General features: G+C 68.1%; 21 protein-coding genes. 8 read left to right on the plus strand and 13 right to left on the minus strand.

The window, feature by feature from the left end; genetic code table 11:
- The first annotated feature begins 132 nt into the window (after positions 1–132).
- A complete protein-coding gene (locus BN976_RS13580) occupies positions 133–762 on the plus strand; it encodes a sigma-70 family RNA polymerase sigma factor (protein WP_084182300.1) in 630 nt (209 codons plus the stop codon).
- Between the two features lie 4 nt (positions 763–766).
- Here BN976_RS13580 and BN976_RS32085 read toward each other — a convergent pair whose 3' ends face one another.
- The gene (locus BN976_RS32085) at positions 767–3,475 is read right to left on the minus strand and encodes a cadherin-like domain-containing protein (RefSeq protein WP_051558420.1); all 2,709 of its coding nucleotides are present in this window, start codon (positions 3,473–3,475) and stop codon (positions 767–769) included.
- A gap of 194 nt (positions 3,476–3,669) precedes the next feature.
- Here BN976_RS32085 and BN976_RS13590 point away from each other — a divergent pair, with 194 nt between their 5' ends.
- Positions 3,670–4,884, plus strand: a complete 1,215-nt coding sequence (locus BN976_RS13590; RefSeq protein WP_036368701.1) for an IS110 family RNA-guided transposase — start codon at positions 3,670–3,672, stop codon at positions 4,882–4,884.
- Between the two features lie 318 nt (positions 4,885–5,202).
- Here BN976_RS13590 and BN976_RS13595 read toward each other — a convergent pair whose 3' ends face one another.
- From BN976_RS13595 to BN976_RS13610, 4 genes are all read right to left on the minus strand, one after another.
- Positions 5,203–5,550: a hypothetical protein gene (locus BN976_RS13595; protein ID WP_145977949.1), complete on the minus strand. Its 348-nt coding sequence runs from the start codon at positions 5,548–5,550 to the stop codon at positions 5,203–5,205.
- A gap of 127 nt (positions 5,551–5,677) precedes the next feature.
- Positions 5,678–7,498: an ABC transporter ATP-binding protein gene (locus tag BN976_RS13600; RefSeq protein WP_036371263.1), complete on the minus strand. Its 1,821-nt coding sequence runs from the start codon at positions 7,496–7,498 to the stop codon at positions 5,678–5,680.
- Positions 7,495–9,399 (minus strand): ABC transporter ATP-binding protein, encoded by a 1,905-nt coding sequence (locus BN976_RS13605; protein WP_036371264.1) that lies wholly within the window; start codon positions 9,397–9,399, stop codon positions 7,495–7,497. The genes BN976_RS13600 and BN976_RS13605 overlap by 4 nt, the downstream gene beginning before the upstream one ends.
- Positions 9,392–11,383: an ABC transporter ATP-binding protein gene (locus BN976_RS13610; RefSeq protein ID WP_036371265.1), complete on the minus strand. Its 1,992-nt coding sequence runs from the start codon at positions 11,381–11,383 to the stop codon at positions 9,392–9,394. Before BN976_RS13610 ends, BN976_RS13605 begins: the two co-directional genes overlap by 8 nt.
- Positions 11,384–11,511: 128 nt before the next feature.
- Here BN976_RS13610 and BN976_RS13615 point away from each other — a divergent pair, with 128 nt between their 5' ends.
- The 3 genes from BN976_RS13615 (at position 11,512) to BN976_RS13625 (ending at position 14,461) form a co-directional block, all read left to right on the plus strand.
- Complete coding sequence (locus BN976_RS13615) at positions 11,512–12,264, plus strand: potassium channel family protein (RefSeq protein ID WP_036371476.1); 753 nt, start codon at positions 11,512–11,514, stop codon at positions 12,262–12,264.
- Between the two features lie 49 nt (positions 12,265–12,313).
- Positions 12,314–13,015, plus strand: a complete 702-nt coding sequence (gene prrA, locus BN976_RS13620; protein ID WP_011782153.1) for a two-component system response regulator PrrA — start codon at positions 12,314–12,316, stop codon at positions 13,013–13,015.
- Positions 13,016–13,120: 105 nt separating this feature from the next.
- Positions 13,121–14,461 carry a HAMP domain-containing sensor histidine kinase gene (locus tag BN976_RS13625; protein ID WP_036371266.1) on the plus strand — a complete coding sequence of 447 codons (1,341 nt, stop codon included), beginning with the start codon at positions 13,121–13,123 and terminating at the stop codon, positions 14,459–14,461.
- Positions 14,462–14,552: 91 nt separating this feature from the next.
- Here the strand turns inward: BN976_RS13625 and BN976_RS13630 are convergent, their stop codons facing one another.
- Entirely contained in the window at positions 14,553–14,915 is a 363-nt protein-coding gene (locus BN976_RS13630) for an FKBP-type peptidyl-prolyl cis-trans isomerase (protein WP_011782155.1), read from the minus strand.
- A 53-nt stretch (positions 14,916–14,968) separates the two neighbouring features.
- Here BN976_RS13630 and BN976_RS13635 point away from each other — a divergent pair, with 53 nt between their 5' ends.
- Entirely contained in the window at positions 14,969–15,235 is a 267-nt protein-coding gene (locus BN976_RS13635; RefSeq protein WP_011782156.1) for a DUF2630 family protein, read from the plus strand.
- A gap of 3 nt (positions 15,236–15,238) precedes the next feature.
- On the opposite strand, the gene BN976_RS34390 is transcribed toward BN976_RS13635, so the two are convergent.
- From BN976_RS34390 to BN976_RS13660, 5 genes are all read right to left on the minus strand, one after another.
- Positions 15,239–15,529 (minus strand): hypothetical protein, encoded by a 291-nt coding sequence (locus BN976_RS34390; RefSeq protein WP_011782157.1) that lies wholly within the window; start codon positions 15,527–15,529, stop codon positions 15,239–15,241.
- Positions 15,530–15,564: 35 nt separating this feature from the next.
- Positions 15,565–16,095, minus strand: coding sequence for a midas domain-containing protein (locus BN976_RS13645; protein WP_133167674.1), 531 nt, complete (start codon positions 16,093–16,095; stop codon positions 15,565–15,567).
- Positions 16,096–16,411: 316 nt separating this feature from the next.
- Complete coding sequence (locus BN976_RS13650; RefSeq protein ID WP_036371268.1) at positions 16,412–16,909, minus strand: hypothetical protein; 498 nt, start codon at positions 16,907–16,909, stop codon at positions 16,412–16,414.
- A 1-nt stretch (position 16,910) separates the two neighbouring features.
- Positions 16,911–17,627 (minus strand): MspA family porin, encoded by a 717-nt coding sequence (locus BN976_RS13655; protein WP_011782160.1) that lies wholly within the window; start codon positions 17,625–17,627, stop codon positions 16,911–16,913.
- Position 17,628: 1 nt separating this feature from the next.
- On the minus strand, positions 17,629–18,312 hold the full coding sequence (locus BN976_RS13660) for an MspA family porin (protein WP_036371270.1): 684 nt from the start codon (positions 18,310–18,312) through the stop codon (positions 17,629–17,631).
- A gap of 221 nt (positions 18,313–18,533) precedes the next feature.
- On the opposite strand from BN976_RS13660, the gene BN976_RS13665 reads away from it, so the two are divergent.
- Positions 18,534–19,001, plus strand: a complete 468-nt coding sequence (locus BN976_RS13665) for an Rv2240c family protein (RefSeq protein WP_199558938.1) — start codon at positions 18,534–18,536, stop codon at positions 18,999–19,001.
- 20 nt (positions 19,002–19,021) lie between these two features.
- Positions 19,022–20,572, plus strand: coding sequence for a phytoene desaturase family protein (locus BN976_RS13670; RefSeq protein ID WP_036371272.1), 1,551 nt, complete (start codon positions 19,022–19,024; stop codon positions 20,570–20,572).
- On the opposite strand, the gene BN976_RS13675 is transcribed toward BN976_RS13670, so the two are convergent.
- Entirely contained in the window at positions 20,569–20,988 is a 420-nt protein-coding gene (locus BN976_RS13675; protein WP_036371480.1) for a MarR family winged helix-turn-helix transcriptional regulator, read from the minus strand. The genes BN976_RS13670 and BN976_RS13675 overlap by 4 nt on opposite strands.
- Positions 20,978–22,414: an MFS transporter gene (locus BN976_RS13680; protein ID WP_036371273.1), complete on the minus strand. Its 1,437-nt coding sequence runs from the start codon at positions 22,412–22,414 to the stop codon at positions 20,978–20,980. Before BN976_RS13680 ends, BN976_RS13675 begins: the two co-directional genes overlap by 11 nt.
- Between the last annotated feature and the right edge of the window lie 246 nt (positions 22,415–22,660).

Raw genomic sequence — 22,660 nt, forward strand, 5'->3', positions numbered from 1 at the left:
CGGACCTCGTAGTCCGCCCCGACCACGCACCACACCACGCATTTCCGAGGGTCCGCCCGTCGGCCCGAATCGGGAGCCTTGAGAGGTGGCCGCGCCACCGCGGCACCCCACCACCGGAGAGGCCCCCCGATCATGACGATGACGATCTCGACACCGGCAGACCGCGAAACCGCCACCGCCGATTCGGACCCCGAACTGGCCGCCCGATTCGAACGCGAGGCGCTGCCGCTGCGCGATGTGCTGCTGCGCGGCGCGCGGCGGCTGACGACCAACGAGGCCGACGCCGAGGACCTGCTGCAGGACACCCTGCTGGCCGCCTACAAGGGTTTCCGGACGTCCACCCCGGGGACGAACATCCAGGCCTGGCTGTTCCGCATCATGCAGAACCGCTGGATCAACAACTTCCGGCGCAAGCAGCGCCGCGTCGACGAGGTGACCATGGACGGCATCACCGAGGGGGCGCTCGCGGCCGGAACCCGACGCGCACCGGCGGCACCGCACTCGGTGGAGGCGGAGCTGTTCGGCGGGATCGCCGACGACGACGTCACCGCTGCCCTCGGTGCACTTCCCGAGGGTTACCGACTGGTGCTGTACTACGCCGAGGTCGAGGGATACACCTACGCCGAGACCGCCGCGATCCTGTCCATTCCGCCGGGCACCGTGATGTCCCGCGTCTACCGCGCCCGGCAGCGGCTCCGGATCGCCCTGGCGCACAAGGCGGTCGGGCGAGGAGCCGAGCTCGACGACGAGATCGCGGCGTAGCCCGTTACAGCATGGTGACCGGCGTGAAGGTGTGCACCGTGGTCACGTAGCTGCCGTCGACCCGTTCCGACACCGTCACGTACGGGGTGCCATCGGGTCCGAACTTCACGGGCTCGACGAGCTCGCCCTGTCCGAGGTCGAGCTCGAGGACCTTGACCGGACCCGTCGACGTCAATGCCCAGACCCCTTGATCGGCACCGGTGAGTGTGGCGTACGGGGTGCCGTCGGGTCCGAACACGACTCCCTCCTGCCAGAACACGTAATCCTGCTGCGCCGACTGGAGGAACCCCGAGAGGTCCGCGGTGGCGATCGTCGCGCCGTCCTGGTCGAACCGCAGGAAGTGGTACTCGAACGGCGACTGGCCGGTCTCCACGGTGATGAGCACCCCACTGCCGTCCGGGCCGAACTGGATCGACGGGTAATTCGGCTGCAACGGGGCACCCGGCAGCATGGGCGTGACCGTGTCGGTGGACAGCGCGAGCACGGCCCGCGAAGTGACCCGCCCCTGCTCGTCGCGTGTCTCGATGACCTGATACGCCGCGCCGTCCGGGCCGAAGTCGACCGGGGTGGCGACGACGGCGCCGGCGGGCAGTGTGACGGTGCGCGCGATCGTCCCGTCGGGGTTCACCACCGCGAGATAGCTGACGCCGCCGGACTGGTAGGCGACGTAGCCGTTATCGCCGATGTTCGGGTTGGCGTCATCGCCGGTGACGGCGGGGCTGACACTCGGCAGCACCGGGAAGATCGTGCCGGGAATGTCGACCGTGGTGACCTCACCGGAGGTGCTGATGATCGCCACGCTGTCGGTCCCGGTCGCGGAGTTACGTACCGCCACGTACACCGTGCCGTCGGGGGTGACGCTGATCGGGTTGATGACGCGCCCGTCGATGGGATCGGACGTTTCGATTGTGTCCGCGGTGATCCGGGAGATGTAGGACTTCCCGGTCGACTCGTCGTAGGTGTACTGGTAGACACCGTCTGCGGTGATCACCTTCGCGCCGTCCGGATTGCCGGGGATCTCCCGCACGGTGTTCGACGTCCCGGTGAACGTGTACACGCGAGTTGTCTTGGTGCCGAATACGTTTCGCTCGACGGTGAGATAGCCACGGCCGTCCTGGCCGATGACGACGTCGTTGACGGTGTCGGCGCCCAGGGGTAGTGACACCCGCCGCGAGTTGCCGCCCGGCCCGACTGCCAGCACCGACGTGACGCCGAACGAGCGGGACACGATGTAAACGCTGCCGTCGGGCGCCACGCTCGGCGAGTCAGCGGCCACCCCGAGCTGATACACGCGCAGCCCACCCGTTGCCGAGACGCGGACCAGCCGGTCGCCGGATCCGGACGCGAACTGTCGGGTCTTGAAGAACACTGCGCCGTTCGGCGCGACCGTCATCGGCGCCGACGGCTGCCCGATCACCGTTCCGAGGGTCTTCACCTCACCCTGGCCGTCCACGATGGAGACGGTGGAGGTGTTCGAGGACGCCTTGTACGTGGTCACCAGGAGGCTGCCGTCGGGCCGGACGACCGGAAGCGCTTGTTCCACCGGGTATCCGGGGATGACGTCGGTGGTCTTGAGCACCTGGCCGTCCTCGTCGAGGATGCTGACGCGGGTCCGGATCGGGTTGTTGGTCGAGTCGAGGTCATACGTGACCTGATAGATGGTGCCGTTGGAGCTGACGAGGACGGGGCCGGCCGCCCGCCCCGGAGTCGACGCGCTCGACTCGGCGTAGGCGGCGACGATGACATCCACCGTGGCCGTGCGGATCCCGCCGTGCCCGTCGCTGATCGTGAAGGTCAGCGTGTCGATTCTGGCGTCGTCCGGTGCGTCGGGGTCGCTGGCGGCTTCCCGGGCCGCGGCGGTCGGCGTGTAGGTGAACGTCCCGTCGCCGTTGTCGACGAGCTCACCCTTACCGGTCGAGAGCGGTCCGGTGATGTCGAGCGGGTCCCGGTCGAAGTCGTAGGCACTGACCCTGATGATCGCGGTGCCCGTGGTCAGGCTCGGGTTGTCGGCACGGGCGCGCGCGCCGAACGGATCGGCGTTGCGCGCCAGGATGTCTACGGTGACGGGGACTTCGACCGCGTTGCCTGCGGCGTCTTTGACCGTGACCGTGAAGGTGTCGGTCTTGGCCTCGGTGGACGCCCCGTCTGCAGCAGCGGCGTGGCGCGCCGTGGCGCTCGGGGTGTACCGGAACGTGCCCCACGGGGTGACGGTGACGGTGCCCTTCTCCGTGCTGGTCGATCCGCTGTACGTGAGCCAACCGCCGTCAGGATCGGTCGCCTTCACCTGTCCGCGGACGGTGCCGGTGAAAATCCCGGGGTCCCCCTTGGTGACCTCGCCGGGCTCAGGCACCGCGGCGGCGCCCGGGTCCACCAGTTCGGTGGTGCCCGTCGGCGTACCGCTGTCACCGATTTCGGTCCGCGGTTGACCGAACTGGCGCCGCGCGAACGCCAGCAGCGTCCACAGCAGTGGCGACTCGACCGGATCGGCCGGCGCGGTGTCACCCCACGACTTCGGCGCGAACAGCGCCGTGACGATCGAGGACGGCGCCGATATCGGTGATTCGACGGGCTCGGGTGCATCGTCGGAGACCTCGGCGGGCTGTTCCACCGCGACGTCGTCTGCGACTCCGGGCTCGGCCACTTCGGCTGGATCCCCACCGTCGGCCTCGTCGTCGGCCTCGTCAGCGATGGGCTCCGCTTCGGGGGCGACCACGTCGACGTCGGCCTCGGTGTCGGTGTCCTCCCGGTCGGCCCGAGCCTCGTCGGCGTCCTCTCCGGTTGATATGACTTGAGCTAGTCCTTCACAAACGCCTCCGGGGGTGTCAGGAAGGGATTGTCAAAGATTCCTATGAGGACCTGAGCGTGGGTGCGCTCTTGGTCCTCCTGGCACGCCCCGGAGGTGTTGTTGTGTCTGTGCAGAGTGCTCCAGTCACGTCGTCCACGATCGTCGTTGCCGTCGATGTCGGCAAGACTTCGGCGACGGTGTCGGTCACCGACGGCGCTCGTCGGCGGTTGATGGGCCCGGTTGAGTTCGCGATGACCCGGTCGGGTCTGAGGGCTGCGACGCAGCGCGTGTTAGCCGTGGCGCCCTCGTGTCCGCAGATCAGGGTGGGTGTGGAAGCGGCTGGCCACTACCACCGGCCCGTGGTGGATTACCGGTGGCCGCCGGGCTGGGAGGTGCTCGAGCTCAATCCCGCTCATGTCGCCGAGCAGCGCCGAGTGATGGGCCGGCGGCGGGTCAAGACCGACGGAATCGACTTGGAGGCGATCACCGAGTTGATGTTGGCCGGTCGTGGCCGGGTGGTCGGTGAGCGGGAGGTGCTCATCGGCGAAGTAGCGGCGTGGGCCCAGCATCGGTCGCGGCGAGTCGCTACCCGGACGGCGACCAAGAACCAGCTGCTCGCACAACTCGATCGGGCGTTTCCCGGACTGACGCTGGCGTTGCCGGATGTGTTGGGCACCAAAATCGGCCGCCTGGTCGCCGCCGAGTTCGCCGATCCGGCGCGGTTGGCGACGCTGGGAACGACCCGGTTGATCCGATTCGCCGCCGCCCGTGACGTCCAATTACGCCGCCCGCTCGCCGAGCGTCTGGTGACCGCGGCCAAGGACGCGTTACCGACTCGCGACGCAGTGGTGGCTCGACAGGTGCTGGCTTCTGACATGGCTTTGTTGGCTGACTTGAGTTCCCGGATCGCCGATGCAGAGACTGAATTGGCACGGCTGTTGCCACTGAGCCCGTTCAGTACCCTGACCTCGGTGCCCGGCTGGGGCGTCGTCCGTGTCTCGAATTATGCTGCTGCCCTTGGTGATCCAACACGGTGGCCGGGACCCCGGCAGATCTATCGCGCGTCGGGGCTATCTCCGATGCAGTACGAGTCGGCCGGTAAGCGCCGAGACGGATCGATCAGCCGCGAGGGCAGTGTGGCGCTGCGTCGAGCGTTGATAGATCTCGGTATCGGATTGTGGCTCACCGAGCCATCGGCCAAGTCCTACGCCCACGGACTCAAGGACCGCGGCAAGCGCGGTGGCGTCATCGCCTGCGCGCTGGCGCATCGCGCTAATCGCGTCGCCCATGCCCTGGTCCGCGACCACGCCGTCTACGACCCCGCCCGCTGGACCTGAAGAACCAGACCCCAGCCCAGGAAGGAGCCGTTACCTAACACCCCCTTCACAACCCTCGTCGGCAGTGCCACGCTGAAGGAGCGGGACGAAGGGCCGGATCCGATGCCGCTCCGGTTATGGCGGACCCACCGGGTTACGCCGCATCTAACTTGGCACCCGGCCCTTCGCCTCCACGGCAGCCCGAACGACGCCAGATGACCCACACCTCGAGGTCGCATAAGTCAACGTGGGCGCCCGGCACCCGCCCCCCAAACCCAAAGCCTCACCGCCGACACCAGAGCATCACCACCACACCCGAAAACCCCGGATGTCGACCCATCACGCCCAAACCGGTTCTTGACACGACCTACAGCCAGTTAGCTCGCCTTCTGAACGATTGCTGCCATACGAGCCGCGCGTCTTTTTCTCGGGTTGTCCGCCGTCCTCGTCGCTGCCATCGCCGCCGTCCTCGGACTGCGGAGCCTCCTCGTCGTGGTCCTCGCCGGAATTGACTTCGTCGTCAACCGCGTCGTCGGGCCGCGCGTCATCGGCGGCGGTCGAATCCTCGGCTGTGTCCTCGGCTTTGGTGTTGTCGGCACTGCTCGACGACGCGGCGTCGCTCGGCTCCGCCCACGCCGCCCCGGGCAGTGCAACCGTTGCCGCCCCCACCCCGAGCGCGACGGCCAACGCCCCGACCCGACCCACGAACTGCGCATAACCCATGCGATCCCCCCAGAATTTGCTGATGAACGAAGGCCAGCCTAAGGCCGAACGCTCGCGGGGGGGTGGGATTTCGCGGAAACCAGACGCGTGGCTACGCCAGCGACTGCACCCAGGACCGGTGCAGCGCCGCATAGTGCCCGTGGTCGCGCGCGGTGAGCTCGTCGGGCGCGCCGTCTTCGACGATCCGTCCGTGCTCCAACACCAGCACACGGTCGGCGATCTGCACCGTCGAAAGCCGGTGGGCGATGACGACAGCGGTCCGGTCGGCCAGCACGGTCTCCAGCGCGCGCTGCACCATCCGCTCGCTCGGGATGTCGAGCGACGACGTCGCCTCGTCGAGGATCAAGACCGCGGGATCGGCCAGGAACGCCCGCGCGAACGCGACCAGTTGACGTTGTCCCGCCGACAGCCGTCCGCCGCGCTTGGCGACGTCGGTGTCATACCCGTCGGGCAGTGCCCCGATGAACGTGTGTGCCCCGACCGCGCGTGCTGCCGCGCGCACCTCGTCATCGGTGGCGTCGGGCCTGCCGAACCGGATGTTGTCGGCGACAGTGCCTCCGAACATGAAGTTCTCCTGCGTGACCATCACGACGTGGCGGCGCAGCTCGGCCTGTGCCACGTCACGCAGATCGATTCCGTCGAGCATCACCGTGCCTGCCACCGGATCGTAGAACCGGGTGATCAACTTCGCGATGGTCGTCTTGCCCGCGCCCGTGGTGCCGACCAGCGCGACGGTCTGTCCGGCCGGGATCACCAGATCCAGTCCGGGCAGCACCGGCCGACCCGGCACATATTCGAATGTCAGGTCACGCAGCGCGATTTCACCGCGGACCTCACCGAGCGCGACCGGGTGGGGCGGGTCGCTGATACCCGGCTTCTCGGCGAGCACCCCGGCGAGCTTCTCCAGCGCCGACGCCGCGGACTGGAACGTGTTGAAGAACTGGGAGATCTCCTGCATGGGTTCGAAGAACATCCGCAGGTACAGCAGGAACGCCGCCAGCGTGCCGATCGTCATCTCGCCGTGCAGCACCCGGTAGCCGCCGTAGAGCAGCACCACGCCGGTGGTGAGGTTGCCGACCAGTTTCACACCGGGCATGAACACGGCCAGCAGCTTGAACGTCTTCTCGTTGATGACGCGGTAGCGGTCGGCGATGTCCTCGAAGATCTGCTGGTTGCGCGGCTCGCGGCGGTAAGCCTGCACCGCTTTGATGCCCGTCATCGTCTCGACGAACTGCACGATCACTAACGCCGAGATCTCACGGACCTCGCGGTAGGTCTTCGACGACTCGCGCCGGAACCACATCACCAGCAGCACCAGGATCGGGAACGCCGCCAGGCACATCAGACCGAGCTTGACGTCGAGCACCACCAGCAGCACCGCGGTGCCGACAAGCGTGAGCACCGCGGTGATCAGGCTGTCGAACCCGGTCTCCAGCATGTCCTGGATGGCCTCGACGTCGTTGGTGGAGCGGCTCACCACCCGTCCCGAGGTGTAGCGGTCGTGGAAGGCGATGTCGAGACGGCCGAAGTGGCGGAAGACCCGGCGCCGCAGTTCCAGAAGGACTTTCTGCCCGATTCGGCCTGACCGGCGAAGGAAGTACATCCGGCTGCAGGCCTGCACCACGACGACACCGCACAGCGCGGCCACGATCGTCAGCAGGGTCGTCGCGCGCTCGCCCGCGAGCAGCGGCGGGATCCCGTCATCGATGCCCTTCTGCACGAGCAGCGGGACCGACAGGCGGGCAGCGTTTTCCACCACGACGACGACCGCGAGCGCGAGCACCACCCAGCGGTACGGGCGCAGCAGCGAGTACAGCATTGACCGCGCCTCACGCCGCCGCGGCACCGTCTCGTCGATCGGGAGGTCGGTGTGTTCGTCGTACTTCCCGCGCCATTCCCCGTCGGCACTCATGCGCGCCTTCCCAGCACCTCGTGGTCGACGCGGGCGCATTCCTCGTCGCGGTCCAGCCGGGCGCGTTCTTCCTGCTCTTCCCAATCACATTCGCGTTCGCTGCCGTCATCGAGCTCGTCGTCGGCGGCCAACAGATAGCGGTACTCGGGCACGTTGGCGAGGAGTTCGGCGTGGGTGCCGACGTGGGTGATGGTGCCGTTTCGCAACAGCGCGACCCGATCGGCGAGCAGCACGGTGGAGGCGCGATGTGCGACGACGATGGCGGTCACGTCGTGCAGCACGCGACGCAGCGATTCTTCGACCACTGCCTCGGTGTGCACGTCCAGTGCCGACAGGGTGTCGTCGAGCACCAGGATCCGCGGGTCGGCCAGGATCGCGCGTGCCAGCGAAATCCGTTGACGCTGACCGCCGGACAGGCTCATGCCCTGCTCACCGATGCGGGTGTCCAGCCCGAAGGGCAGGTCGTAGACGAACTGCGCGGCGGCGACGTCGATGGCCCGGCGCAGGTCGTCGTCCGTCGCCTCCGGACGTCCGAGTCGGAGGTTCTCGGCGACCGACATCGAGAACAGCGTCGGATCCTCGAACGCGGTGGCCACCGTGCGGCGCAGTGCGTCCAGCGACAGTTCGCGGATGTCCTGGGCGTCGATGCGGATCTCGCCCTCGGTGACGTCGTAGAGCCGGGACAGCAGTCCCGCCAGCACCGACTTTCCCGATCCGGTCGCGCCGACCAGTGCCAGCGTCTCCCCCGGTTCGACGGTGACGGTGACGTGGCGCAGTGCCCAGTCCCCGGACGCGGAGTCCGGGAAGCGGAAGCCGACGTCGACGAGTTCGAGCCGGCCGCCGCGGGGTGCCTGATCGCGCGGGCCGTCGGTGATCTCCCGTGGCGCGTCGAAGATCTCGGCGATGCGGTTCGCGGCGGTGAACGACTCCTGGGTCATCGACAGCAGGAAGCCCAGCGACGCGATCGGCCACACCAGCGACAGCATCATCGTGATGAACGCCACCAGGGTTCCCATCGTCACGTAGCCGTGGCCCGCAGCGTAGGCACCGAAACCGAGCACGACGATCAGGGTCAGGTTCGGGATGATCTCCAGCAGAGTCCAGAACTTCGCCGACACCGACACGCGGCTGACCTGGGTGTCGTACAGGTCGGTGAGTTGGTCGTCGAAACGCTCGTAGACGTAGTCCTCGCGGCCGAACGACTTGATCACGCGCAGCCCGAGCGCGGCCTCCTCGACATGGGTGGCGACGTGGCCGGCCTGGTCCTGCGCGAGCCGCGACAGCCGGGTGTACTCCTGCTGGAAATGCAGCACCGTCAGCGTGATCGGCACGATCGAGACCAACACGACCACGCCGAGCGGCCAGTACATCGCCAGCAGGATCGCGGTGACCACGGCGATCTGCAGCACGTTGAGCATCAGGAAGATCAGGCCGAACGACATGAACCGCCGAATCGTGCTCAGGTCGTTCATGATTCGCGACAGCAACTGCCCGGACTGCCACTGGCCGTGGAACGACATCGGCAGGATCTGCAGCCGCGCGTAGAGCTGCTTGCGGATGTCGGCCTCCACGCCCATCGTCGCGCGGGCCACCAGCCAACGCCGGATGAACCACAGCACCGCCTCGGTGACTCCGACACCGACGGCTGCGGCTCCGACCAGCCAGAGGCCCTGCTGATCCTGGTGGCGCACCGGCCCGTCGATCACGGCCTTGGTCATCAGCGGGATCGAGATGGTGGCCGCGAGGCTGGCCAGCGCGACCACGATCATGACGATCCAGCGGCCGCGGTAGGGCAGCAGGTACGGCATCATCCGCCACAGATCCGAACTCGGCTTCACCCGTTTCGGCGGCGGCCCGATCGAGGGCGCCGCACGTAGAGAGTCGAACCCGGTATCAGCCACTTAGGACATCTTCCCATTGCACGCAAGCGGTTAACTCTCCCGCCGAACCTGCATTCCGGCAGCGAAAGTTCGAGTGCGGGCCTGCCGGAATGCAATTTCGGCGGGGGTTGCTGCCGAACTGGGTGCGGTACAGGTCGGCGTAGCGACCGCCGCGGGCCAGCAGCTCCTGGTGCTTACCGCGCTCGACGATGCACCCGTCCTCGACGACGAGGATGACGTCGGCAGCCCGCACGGTCGACAGCCGGTGGGCGATGACGATCGACGTGCGACCCTTCAGCGCCTCGGCGAGGGCCTGCTGCACCGCGGCCTCGGACTCCGAGTCCAGCGACGCCGTCGCCTCGTCGAGGATCACCACCTGCGGCGAGGCCAACAGCACACGGGCGATCGTCAAGCGCTGCCGCTGCCCGCCCGAGAGCCGGTAGCCGCGCTCCCCCACCACGGTGTCGAGGCCGTCGGGCATGGCGGCGACGACATCGTCGAGTCGTGCCCGCCGCAGGGCCGCCCAGAGCTCGTCATCGGTCGCGTCCGGAGCCGCCAGCATGAGATTGGCGCGGATGGATTCGTGGAACAGGTGCCCGTCCTGGGTGACCATGCCGACGGTGTCCTTGAGCGACGCGAACGTCACGTCGCGGATGTCGGTGCCGTTGAGCCGGATCGCCCCCGACTGGATGTCATACAGGCGCGCCGCCAGTGACGCGATCGTCGACTTGCCCGCTCCGGAGGGCCCGACCAGAGCCACCACCTGCCCGGGCTGTGCGGTGAACGAGACGCCGTGTAGCACTTCCTCCCCGCCGCGATGGTCGAGTTCGGCGACCTCTTCCAGAGAGGCCAGCGACACCTGGTCTGCGGCCGGGTAGGAGAACCGGACGTCGTCGAATTCCACGGCGACCCCGCCGCGATCCGGCCCCCGCGGCACCTCGACCGCGCCAGGCCGTTCCCGGATCAACGGGACCAGATCCAGCACCTCGAACACCCGCTCGAAGCTGACCAGCGCGGTCGCGATCTCGACGCGCGCGTTGGCCAGCGCGGTCAGCGGCGCGTACAGCCGGGTCAGCAGCAACGCCAGCGCCACGATCTGCCCCGCCTGTAGATGCCCGCCGAGGGCGAGCGCTCCACCCAGCCCGTACACGAGGGCCAGCGCCAGCGCCGACATCAACGTCAGCGAGTTCATGAACGTCGACTGCAGCATCGCGGTGCGCACGCCGATATCGCGCACCCGTCCGGCCCGCACCGCGAACTCCCGCGACTCCGCCGCGGTGTCCCCGAACAACTTCACCAACGTCGCGCCAGGCGCCGAGAACCGTTCGGTCATCTGGGTGTTCATCGTCGCGTTGTGGGCGGCGGCTTCCCGCGACAACCGCGCCATCGCGGTGCCGATGCGGCGCGCGGGAATCAGGAACAGCGGCAGCACCACCAGCGCCGCCAACGTGATCTGCCATGAGATGCTCAGCATCACCGCGAGCGTCAACGTCAGCGTGACGAGGTTGGCGACGACCCCGGACAGCGTGTCGGAGAACGCGCGCTGGGCCCCCATCACGTCGTTGCCGAGCCTGCTGACCAACGCGCCGGTGCGGGTGCGGGTGAAGAACGCGACCGGCATCCGCTGCACGTGGTCGAACACCGCGGTGCGCAGGTCCAGGATCAGACCCTCGCCGATGGTCGACGACAGCCACCTCGTCAGCAGTGAGACCGCCGCCTCGGCGAAGGCTACCGCCGCGATCACGACGGCCAGCATGACGACAACCCCGGCGCTGCCTGCCCCGGTGATCTGGTCCACCACCCGGCCGGCCAGCAGTGGCGTGGCGACCGTCAGCGCCGCCCCGACGACGCTGACCCCGACGAAGACCGCCAGCCGCCGGTGATGCCGGGCGGCGAACCGCCAGATCCTGCCGAGTAGCCGACGGTCGGCCAGGGAGTGCAGGTCACCGCCCCGCGCGTGCGTCTGCCGGTACAGCGACTGCCGGGCAACCGTTTCCAAGCTCATGTTTTCACCGTAGAACCTCAACGAACATTGAGGTCAATGGCTTCCCGCGGCCGCCCTGGGGTATACATGCACGTTCTGCAGACGCACCAAGTGGATCACGACCCGACCCGGAGGGAGACGTCGTTGTGGTGACGGCCGAGCCGAAACTGGCGGTCTGGGAGCGCCGCACCGAGTGGCCCCTCGCCGCAATGGCAGTGGTGTTCCTCGCCGCCTACACCGTTGACGTCCTTGATCAACCCGCGGGCGTGGCCGCCGCCGCGGTCAGGGTGTCGATGGCCGTTGCCTGGCTGATGTTCGCCGTCGATTACGTCGTCCGACTGAACCTCGCCGGGAACCGATGGAGCTGGTTCTACCGGCACCTGTTCGACCTCGCGATCGTGGTGCTGCCGCTGCTGCGGCCATTGCGGTTGCTGAGGTTGGTGACGCTGGTCGCCGTGCTGCAGCGCGCGGTCGGCCACGCCATTCGGGGACGGGTCGTGATGTACACCGTCTCCGGCGCTGTGCTGCTCGTGTTCGTCTCATCCTTGGCGGTACTGGAGAGTGAACGCGGGCAACCCGGAGGGCAGATCACGAATTTCGCCGAGGCCCTGTGGTGGTCGATGGAGACGATCACCACGGTGGGATACGGCGATCTGACGCCGGTCACCTCCACGGGTCGGGTGATCGCGGTGCTGTTGATGATCGGCGGCATCAGCCTCGTCGGCTCGATCACCGCGACACTGGCCTCGTGGATAGTGCAACGGGTCGCCGACGAGGACACCGCGGGACGCGTCGTCACCACCGCGCACATCGACAGACTGCTGGAGGAGATCCACCAACTCCGAAGCGAGGTCCAGCGCCTTGGCGATGCATCGCCGGCAGGCGACGGGCCACACGGATAAGAGGCCAGGTTCCCGCAGCGACGGCCCCACATCAGGCAAGATTGCAGGCATGGACAGTGGTGCCGGCTCACCCAAGGTGCTCGTGGTCGACGACGATCCCGACGTCCTGGCCTCACTCGAGCGTGGCCTCCGGCTGTCCGGGTTCGACGTCTACACCGCCGTCGACGGCGCCGAGGCGCTGCGCAGCGCCACCGAAACCCGTCCGGACGCGATCGTCCTGGATATCAACATGCCGGTTCTCGACGGGGTGTCCGTGGTGACCGCGCTGCGGGCGATGGACAACGACGTGCCGGTCTGCGTCCTCTCGGCCCGCTCGTCCGTCGACGACCGTGTCGCCGGTCTGGAGGCCGGCGCCGACGACTACCTGGTCAAGCCATTCGTGCTGGCGGAGCTCGTCGCGCGGGTCAAAGCGCTGCTGCGCCGGCGCGGGTCGACCGCGACGTTCTCGTCGGAAACCATCACGGTCGGCCCGCTCGAGGTGGACATCCCGGGCCGGCGGGCCCGGGTGGACGGCGTCGACGTCGACCTGACCAAGCGTGAGTTCGATCTGCTGGCCGTGCTCGCCGAACACAAGACCGCGGTGCTGTCCCGCGCGCAGCTGCTCGAGCTGGTGTGGGGCTACGACTTCGCCGCCGACACGAACGTCGTCGACGTCTTCATCGGCTACCTGCGGCGCAAGCTCGAGGCCAACGGTGCACCGCGACTGCTGCACACCGTCCGCGGGGTGGGATTCGTCCTCAGGCAGCAGTGATGAGCGCTTGCGCGAAGAACAGAGAACTCAGATGAGCGCTTGCGCGAAGAACAGAGAACTCAGATGAGCGCTTGCGCGAAGAACAGACAGCAGTAGGCGGCAGCCGTGATCGCGCTGTCCCGCATCTTCCGTCGCACGCCGTCGCTGCGCACGCGGGTCGCGTTCGCCACCGCGATCGCCGCCGCGATCGTCGTCGGCATCGTCGGCACGGTGGTGTGGGTCGGCATCACCAACGACCGCCAGGAGCGGCTCGACCGTCGACTCGACGAGGCGGCCGGTTTCGCGATCCCGCTGCTGCCGCGCAGCCTCGACGAGATCCCCAAGTCCCCGAACGGGCAGGACGCGCTGATCACCGTCCGCACGGGCGGACAGGTGACGTCCAACTCGAACGTCGTGCTACCCGAGCTGGAGCCGGGCTACGCCGACACCTACGTCGACGGGGTGCGTTACCGGGTGCGCACGGTCGCGCTGTCCACACCCGAACCGATGTCGGTGGCCGTCGGCGCGACCTATGACGCGACCATCGCCGACACCAACAACCTGCACCGCAGGGTGCTGATCATCTGCACGCTCGCGGTGGGCGCCGCCACGTTCGGCGGATGGCTGCTGGCGGCGTTCGCGGTGCGGCCGTTCAAGCGGCTCGCACAGCAGACCCGCCAGATCGAGGCAGGCGGTGAGGCACCGGACATCGACATCCGCGGCGCCACCGAGGCTGTCGAGATCGCCGACGCGATCAAGGGACTGGTCGAGCGGGTGTGGGAGGAACAGGGCCGCACCAAGGCGGCGCTGGCGTCCGCGCGCGACTTCGCGTCGGTGTCCGCACACGAGCTGCGCACCCCGCTGACCGCGATGCGCACGAACGTGGAGGTGCTCGCGACGCTCGACCTTTCCGAGGAGGGCCGCAAGGAGGTCGTCAACGACGTCATCCGCACCCAGTCGCGGATCGAGGCCACGCTCGGCGCGCTGGAGCGGCTGGCCCAGGGCGAGCTGTCCACCGAAGACGACCACGTGCCGGTGGACATCACCGAACTGCTCGACCGCGCGGCGCACGACGCGATGCGCGTCTACCCGGATCTTGAGGTGTCGCTGGTGCCCGCCCCGACGGTGATCATCGTCGGGTTGCCCGCGGGTCTGCGTCTGGCGGTCGACAACGCGATCGCCAACGCCGTCAAGCACGGCGGCGCGAGCCGGGTGCAGTTGTCCGCGGTCAGCTCCCGAGAGGGCGTGGAGATCGCGATCGACGACGACGGTCTCGGGGTGCCCGAGGAGGAACGCACGGTGGTGTTCGACCGCTTCTCGCGCGGTTCGACTGCCTCACACTCGGGTTCGGGCCTGGGCCTGGCACTGGTGGCCCAGCAGGCCGAATTACATGGTGGCACCGCGTCTTTGGAGGCCAGCCCGTTGGGCGGGGCGCGGCTGTTGCTGCGGCTGCCCGGCCCGCGCTAAGCCCCGGCCCGCGGTAAGCCCCGCCGAAATTGCATTCCAGCAGAGCTTGTGCGAGTGCGCGCCTGCTGGAATGCAATTTCGGCGGGAAGGGTCATCGGGTGGCCAGCAGGTCGATGACGAAGATCAGCGTCTTGCCCGAGAGGCGATGCCCGCCGCCGGCGGGGCCGTAGGCCTGCTCCGGCGGAATCGTCAGCTTGCGTCGGCCGCCGACCTTCATCCCGGGGATGCCGTCCTGCCAACCCTGGATCAGGCCGCGAAGCGGGAACTCTATCGACTCGCCACGGTTCCAGGAACTGTCGAACTCCTCGCCCGTGTCGTACTCGACACCGACATAGTGGACCTCGACGTTGGCACCCGGGACCGCTTCCGGGCCGTCGCCGACGACGATGTCTTCGATCACCAGCCCCGCCGGTGCCGGGCCGTCGGGAAATTCGATCTCGGGTTTGGTTGCCATCCGACCACCCTAGACCGCGGACGTGGCCGCGAAATAGCTGCACACTGGTCACCGTGGCCACGAATAACACCGGAAACACAGACCAGGACATCCTGACGCAGGTGCACGAGCTCGTCGCCGAGGAGCGCGAGCTGCGCGAGAAACTGCAGCAGCGCGAGATCGACCAGTCCGAGGAACACACCCGGCTGCGGTCGCTCGAGGTGCAGCTCGACCAGTGCTGGGATCTGCTGCGCCAGCGGCGCGCACTGCGCGCCAGCGGCGGCGACCCCGACGACGCGCAGGTGCGGCCCGAGGGCGAGGTCGAGGGCTACCTCGGCTGAGACCTACTGGGAGCCGTCGGGCGGGCAGTTGATCGACACCCAGGCGGTGGGCGGCGCGGAGGTGTCGATACGGGTGACGGTGCACTGCGACAGCGGAATGTTCGAGGGTTGGCCCGCCACCCAGTTGATCTGGACATCGAAACCCTGATTGGTGAGTTCCCGAATCGTGTCGCCGGGCGACTCGGAGCCGGCCACCGGTGCGGGCGGTTGGGTGAAAGCCGTCGGCGCCGTCACCGCCGAAGCAATCAACCCCCCGGCCAGGGTCAGGGCCGCGAAGTACGGCAAGCGCGCCATCAGGGTTCTCCTTCGATCACACCAGTCGCCCGGCCTCATGGTGACTCATCCGTATGCTCCGTCTGCGACGCATCGGACGTGCCGTCATTATCGTCGGTTTGGCGTTCATCCCCGTTACCGTCGTTGCCGACCGCCGACGGATCCTCGGGCGTGGAAGCAGTGTCGGGGTCGACGTCGGCGTCCTCTTCTTCAGCCGGTACCACGTTTCGATCTTCGTCATCGTCCTGCTCGGGAGCCTCGACGTCGGTTGCCACTGGCGTCGTGTCAGCCGCGTCGTTGTCCGAATCCTCTGCCTCGTCGATCTCGCCGGCCGTGCCGTCGACGGATTCGGCCGGATCGCCCACCGACGCGCCGGGTCCGGGCCCTTCCGACGCGCTTCGTTCGGGACGGTTGCGGCCATCGTCGGAAACCAGCGCATCGGAGCGGGTGTCCTGCGCAGCTTCGCGTGTTCCTGTCGGAATGGGCGGGATGGAGCGACCGACCAGGGCCAGAATGGTGTTCACCGCGGTGATGATGTTGTTCAGCGAGGTCACGATCGCCGACCGTTGACCGGTGAGCAGCTGCAACGGGATTGTGAACAGCAGCGACGGGACCGCGAACGCGAGGTAGGCGGCGGCCCCGACCGCGTTGGCGAACTCGATCGGCGCGGGTGTGACGGAGTGCGCGAGCGGTGATTCGTCAGACGCCAGGGAAACCAGCACGGACCGCGACGGCTGCGCAGGCGCATCCAACCGCTCTGAGTGCACGACGAGAACCGGCTGAGCCGACGATGTATTCCTTTGCGCAGCAACGGCAATCGGTGTCACAGACGTGACAACCAGGCAGGCGGCGGATACCGCGGCAACCGAGGAGCGGCGCAGGGCGCGTAGGGTCATGACATCCTCACGGGTTGGGTTCCAATGGTTTTCCCACTTGTTCCACCGGGCGCCGGCCGATCAGGCCGCCCTCCAGGCCACCGGCCCGGTAGCTCTCGTAGAGCCGCTTGAGGTAGTCGATTCCTGAAATGTCGGCGTTCTCCTGGCCGGGCTCGACGCCGAACAGCACTCCTTCTCCGGGCGCCGAAGGCACCAGGTGTTGCGGCAGCAGGTACTGGTTGTTGAAAGGATTCAGGTGCGGCGGGGCAGCGGGTGCCGAGCCCGGGGCGGACGGCACCGCGTGCTGGCCGAGGACGAACTCATTGCCCGTGTGCCCTGACAGATCGGGCAGTGCGGGAAGCCCTCCGACTGTGACCGGAGATCCGTTCTGCGCCAACGGGAACAATGGATTCGCCGCGGGCGGGACGGGTGGCGGCGGAGGCGGCGACGGCTCAGCATCGGCGTTCGCCGCCGCCATCAGACCGACGCCGACCACCGCAACGGCCGAGATCACCCTCCGCAACACATCACACCGCCTTGGCGATGCCGTAGTACGCCACGATGTCGTCGGCGGTGTCCGTCGAACTGGTCAGGATCGCGTACGAGCGCAGGAACGACTGGCCGATACAGCCGTCGATCTTGACGTGGACGTCCTTGACGGTCACCCGCGGGTCGGTTCCCTCGAACTCTTTCTGGGTCAACTGAACGGTGATGACCTCACCCGGCTGGGGAAACACCTCGATCTGTGCGGTCACCGGAATTCTGGTGTTGCCCAGGCCCGTCGGCGTCACCGAGGGGGTGATGCCCACCGATCCGTTCAGCTTGACGACGTTGAGGCTGATCCCGCAACCGATTTGGTATCCGACTTCCAGGGTGCCGCCGGCGAGCCCGCTGGTTCCTGATCCCTTCACACTGCCGGTGAACGTGGCCGCCACCAGATATTCGCGCGACGACAGAGCTGTCGTCAGTGGCGCCACCGCCACCTGGTATTCGTCTCGTGCGGCCACCGTCAGCTCCCACCCGTCCGGCGTGAGGACGGTGCCCGCGGGCCCGGACGGCACGGCACCGGCAGGCGGCGGCACGGCGCCGGTCGGCGGCGGGACTTCGGCGACGGGTGGGGGGACATCAGCGACGGGCGGCACCCGAGTGTCGGGCTGCGCCGGTGCGGGCGGTATCTGCCCCGCGAACCCCAACGCGCACAGCAGAAGAGCGAGCCCGAGGACCCTCGCCGCGATGACAGACATCTCAGACCACCTTGACCTGGCCGGCATAGGTGACGATGTCCGACGTGTCCGTGGTGGAACCGGTCAACGTCGCGTACGACTGTAGGAACGACTGCCCGACGCAACCGTCGACCTTCACCCGGAAGCCGGTCACGGTCACACGAACATCGCTGCCCTTGAAGCTCTTCTCCCCGACTGGCACCACGGTGACGGTTCCGGGGCGGAGGTTCACCTTCGCCTGGCCGTTGACGGGGAACTCCACCGCGCCGAGTACGGCGTTGGGCCCGATGTTGGGATTGGCGCCCACGGTGGCGAAAAGCTCCACCGGGCCGCCGACGATGCCACAACCGATGCGATACCCCACCACGAGCGAGCCGCCGGACAGCTCGGTGCTTCCCGCCCCGGTCACGGTCCCGGTGAACGTCCCCCCGACGAGGTACTCCCGTGTGGTGAGCGCCGTCGTCAGGGGCGCCACGGGAACCTGCGTCTCGTCCCTGGCGGCCACGGTCAACTCCCAGCCGTCGGGAGTCGCGAGGTAGCCGGGCGGGGACGACGGCACAGCCGCCGGTGATGGCGGCAGCGCCGGGACCCCGTCGACCGCAGGCGGTGACCCGGGCTCCGGGGCCGGCTGTGCAACTGCCCGCGGCATCGCGCCCACGGGCGCGAGCACACAGATCGCCGCCAGGACGAGCGACCATATCCGCATTTACCGGGGCCTTCCGACGCGTCAATTCCGTTGAATGATCACGCCAGAGGGTTTCCGGACAGCAAACGGACGAAGAATTGTCCGGTCAGGCTTCGCCCGCCGAACGGCCTTTCACGCGCTCCCTGCTCATCATCGGAAGTTCATCATCGTGACCGTTTGACCGTCGATGGTGAACCTCCGTTCCATCCGATGACGGGAGGCCGGTCATTTCGGGTATCCGGGTGCTCACCGCGACGGCGGTCCTGTGCAGTGCGCTGGGTTCCGGTGCAGCGACTGGGCCGACCGCGTCGGCGCAACCCGCGCAGGCGCCCGCCGAGGCGATCGCGGCATGCACGCAGTTCGCTCGCGCCCTGGACCTCGCATCGCTGACCTACTCCGGGTTCGCCAACGTGATCGCACTCGGAGAGGTGTATCCCGACTACTCCGACCCGCTCGTGTCCTCCACCAACACCTCCGGCAGGACGGGACTGCGGGCGGCCGTGAGCACGGCGTTGTCGGCATCGCGGACGCCCGGGCTGGCACCCCAGCTCGCGGCGCCCATGCGATCCTGGGCGCTGGCCGCGACGAAACTGCTGTTGCTGATGGGCCTGCGCGCCGATGTCGACCGCTTCAATGCGGCAGCAGCCCAGGTGAACGAGGACACCGAGAACGCGCAACGGGCTTGCGCGGAAGCGGGAACGCGCGCCTGACGGGACGGCACACTGATTCCATGTCAGAGGGACGCGTCGACACCGTCATTGTCGGGGGCGGACACAACGGCCTGGTGGCCGCCGCGTACCTGGCCAAGGCCGGCCGCAGTGTCCGGGTTCTCGAGCGTCTCGGCCATGTCGGCGGCGCGGCGGTTTCGCTGTATCCGTTCGACGGGATCGACGCCCGACTGTCCCGCTACTCGTATCTGGTCAGCCTGCTGCCGCGGCGCATCGTCGACGACCTCGGCGCGCGGATCAGGCTGGCGCGGCGGCGGTACTCGTCCTACACGCCCGACCCGTCCGACGGCGGCCGCAGCGGCCTGCTGATCGGACCGGAATCGACGTTCGGGGCCGTCGGCGCCGCCGCAGACGAGGCCGGTTTCGGCGAGTTCTACCGGCAGTGCGCAACGGTCACCTCCGCGCTGTGGCCGACGCTGACCGAGCCGCTGCGCACCCGGTCGGAGGCGCACCGCGCAGTGGTCGGCGCCGGAGGCCGCGACGCGTGGCAGTGGATGATCGAGCGTCCGCTGGCCGAGGCGATCACCTCGGCCGTGGGCGACGATCTCGTCCGCGGTGTGATGGCGACAGACGCGTTGATCGGAACGTTCGCCCGGCTCGACGAGGAATCCCTGGTGCAGAACCGGTGCTTCCTCTACCACCTGATCGGCGGCGGCACCGGCGACTGGGACGTGCCCATCGGCGGGATGGGGGCGGTCAGCGAGGCGATGGCGGCCGCCGCCACCGGCTTCGGCGCCGAGATCGTCACCGGCGCAGACGTTTACGCGATCGACCCGGAGGGCCAGGTGCGCTACCGGTGTGCCGACGACGAACATGTCGTGGCCGCCCGGCACATCCTCGCCAACGTGACGCCCGCGGTGCTGGCCCGCCTGCTCGGGGAGGCCGAACCCGAACTCGCCCCCGGCGCGCAGGTCAAGGTCAACCTGATGCTCACCCGGTTGCCGCGACTGCGCGACGAAAGTGTCACCCCGGAACAGGCTTTCGGCGGCACCTTTCACATCAACGAGACCTACCGTCAACTCGACGCCGCCTACCGGCAGGCGGCCGCCGGTTCGGTGCCCGATCCGCTGCCGTGCGAGATCTACTGCCACACCCTGGCCGACCCGACGATCCTGTCCGATTCGTTGCGGGCCGCGGGCGCACACACGCTGACGGTGTTCGGCCTGCACACCCCGCACAGCCCGGCCGACTCGGCCACCCCTGACCGGCTGCGCGACACTCTGACCTCGGCGGTGCTGACCTCGTTGAACTCTGTTCTGGCCGAGCCGATTCAGGACGTCATCATGCAGGACTCGTCGGGCCGGTTGTGCATCGAGGCCAAGACGACGTCGGACCTCGACGATGCCCTGGGTATGACCGACGGCAACATCTTCCACGGCGCGCTGTCGTGGCCGTTCGTCGAGGACGACGAGCCGCTCGCGACGCCGGCCCAGCGATGGGGTGTCGCCACCGCGCACGATCGAATTCTGTTGTGCGGGTCCGGTTCCCGTCGGGGCGGAGCCGTGTCGGGCATTGGTGGCCACAACGCGGCGATGGCGGTGCTGGAGCGCTAACCCGCGTCGAGTTTGTCCAGGATGACGCGCAGAGCGGCGAGGTCGTCGTCGCCGAGGGCGGCCAGCATGTCCGGGGCCGGATCGTGCACGGCGTCGATGGCTCGGAGGGTATCGCGACCCGCCTCGGTCAGCGACACCGTCTTGCACCGCCGGTTCGACGGATCGACGGTGCGCACGACCAGCCCGCGCTGCTCCAGGTCGTTGACCGCGACCGTGGCTGCCGGGGCGTCGATGGTCGCGGCCTCGGCCAACTGTTTGACCGACATCGGCGTCTTGCTCAGCCGCTTGAGAATTCGAATCCTGCTGAACGGCAGGCCCGATTGTTCCACGACCGCGCGCTTCCACCCGTCGCGGTGGTCGAGCACCAGTGAGGCGAGGTCGCGCCAGACGTCGTCGGCGAGCGGGTTACCGGACATGGGCACCACCCACCGGTTCAGGCGCTCCCGACACCAGCGGCGCCAGTCGCTCGGCGGAGCGCAGCGCCCGCTGCGACGTCGCGAACAGGCCGAGGCCGAGGATCACCAGACCCAGGGCCATGCAGACGAACCACAGTGGCCGCGCGGCGGTCGCGAAGTCCGCACCACCGGTGGCCATCGCCGATCCCGCCAGCGAACCGCACAGCGCCACACCGATACTCACGCCGACCTGGCGGCTCGTCGAGGTCACCGCGGACGCCGCGCCGGCCCGGTCGAGTGGCATCCCGCTGACGGCGGCATTCGTGACCGGCGCATTGACCATCGAGAAGCCGATACCGAAGACCGCGAACACCATCAGCAGCGACCACACCGGCGTCGTCGCGGTCAGGAATGTCAGCATGGTCGCCGCGGCGGTGATCGTCACCCCGGCGATCACCAGGGACGGCCGCGCGCCATAGCGGCCGACGAGGCGGCCGGACAACGGCGAGAAAAGCAGTGCCCCGATTGCAATCGGCAGGTAGATCAGACCGGTGTGCATCGCCGAGAAGCCGCGTTCGCCCTGCAGGTAGAGCGACATCAGGAACAGGAACGCCCCCCACGCGGCGAAAGCGCTGATCGCGATGACCGTCGCCGTCGTGAACGGGATGCTGCGGAAGAAGCGCAGATCCAGGAACGGGTCGTGGCGCCGCGATTCGAAGCGCAGGAATGCGACCAGGGCCAGCGCCACGACAACGGCCGCCACCACCACCCGCGGATTGGTCCAGCCCAGCACCGGACCCTCGATCAGCGTGAAGACGGTGCCGAACAGGAACATGATCGCCAGTCCCTGACCGATCGGATCGACGTTGCGCATGGTCTGCGATTTCGACTCGGGCACAAAGATCGCGGTGAGAAGAATGGCCGCGGCGCAGATCGGCAGGTTGATCCAGAACACCGACCGCCAGCCGATGGTGTCGATCAGCAGGCCGCCGACGATCGGGCCCGCCGCCATCGAGATGCCGGTCACCCCGCCCCAGATGCCCAGCGCCCGGGCACGCTCCACCGGCTGGGTGAAGATCTGCGAAATGATGGACAGCGCAACAGGATTGAGCATCGATCCGCCGATGCCCTGTAGCAGACGGGCGCCGATCAGCGCGTCGATGGTGGGCGCCAGGCTGCAGGCCAGTGACCCGAGCGCGAAGACCGCGAGGCCGATCTGGAAGACCCGCCTGCGCCCGAACCGGTCTCCGGTGGCGCCCGAGAGCATGAGCAGCGAGGCGAGCACGAGGGTGTAGACGTCGACCACCCACTGCATCTGCGCGGGTGTCGCGGACAGATCGTCGCGTATCGACGGGATGGCGACGTTGACGATGGTCGCGTCCATCGACACGATGAGCAGGCTCAGGCAGCAGGACACCAGGATGATGGCCTTGCGCCTGGGCGTCATCGCGCCAACGGTTGTGTTCACACAACTATTGTGAAACTACAACCGTCTGCTTGGCAAGTCCGCTCCCGTGTGACGTTCGCCGGGCACGAGCGTGCGTCATCTGTGACGTTCACCGGGCACGAGCGTGCGTCATCTCGGTGATGTTCACCGGGCACGAGCGTGCGTCATCTCGGTGATGTTTGAGGCGTGTCGGCCTCAGACACGCACGCTCGCGGGAATGTTCGCGGGAATGCTCGCGGGAATGTC

This window comes from Mycolicibacterium austroafricanum, assembly GCF_000612725.1.
In the GTDB taxonomy this organism is placed as follows: domain Bacteria; phylum Actinomycetota; class Actinomycetes; order Mycobacteriales; family Mycobacteriaceae; genus Mycobacterium; species Mycobacterium austroafricanum.

Coding starts and splice junctions, on each gene's coding strand:
- BN976_RS13580 (WP_084182300.1), top strand. CDS start 133: ATGACGATGACGATCTCGACACCGGCAGACCGCGAAACCGCCACCGCC.
- BN976_RS13600 (WP_036371263.1), bottom strand. CDS start 7,498: ATGAGTGCCGACGGGGAATGGCGCGGGAAGTACGACGAACACACCGAC.
- BN976_RS13610 (WP_036371265.1), bottom strand. CDS start 11,383: ATGAGCTTGGAAACGGTTGCCCGGCAGTCGCTGTACCGGCAGACGCAC.
- prrA (WP_011782153.1), top strand. CDS start 12,314: ATGGACAGTGGTGCCGGCTCACCCAAGGTGCTCGTGGTCGACGACGAT.
- BN976_RS13630 (WP_011782155.1), bottom strand. CDS start 14,915: ATGGCAACCAAACCCGAGATCGAATTTCCCGACGGCCCGGCACCGGCG.
- BN976_RS34390 (WP_011782157.1), bottom strand. CDS start 15,529: ATGGCGCGCTTGCCGTACTTCGCGGCCCTGACCCTGGCCGGGGGGTTG.
- BN976_RS13655 (WP_011782160.1), bottom strand. CDS start 17,627: ATGTCTGTCATCGCGGCGAGGGTCCTCGGGCTCGCTCTTCTGCTGTGC.
- BN976_RS13660 (WP_036371270.1), bottom strand. CDS start 18,312: ATGCGGATATGGTCGCTCGTCCTGGCGGCGATCTGTGTGCTCGCGCCC.
- BN976_RS13670 (WP_036371272.1), top strand. CDS start 19,022: ATGTCAGAGGGACGCGTCGACACCGTCATTGTCGGGGGCGGACACAAC.
- BN976_RS13675 (WP_036371480.1), bottom strand. CDS start 20,988: ATGTCCGGTAACCCGCTCGCCGACGACGTCTGGCGCGACCTCGCCTCA.
- BN976_RS13680 (WP_036371273.1), bottom strand. CDS start 22,414: ATGACGCCCAGGCGCAAGGCCATCATCCTGGTGTCCTGCTGCCTGAGC.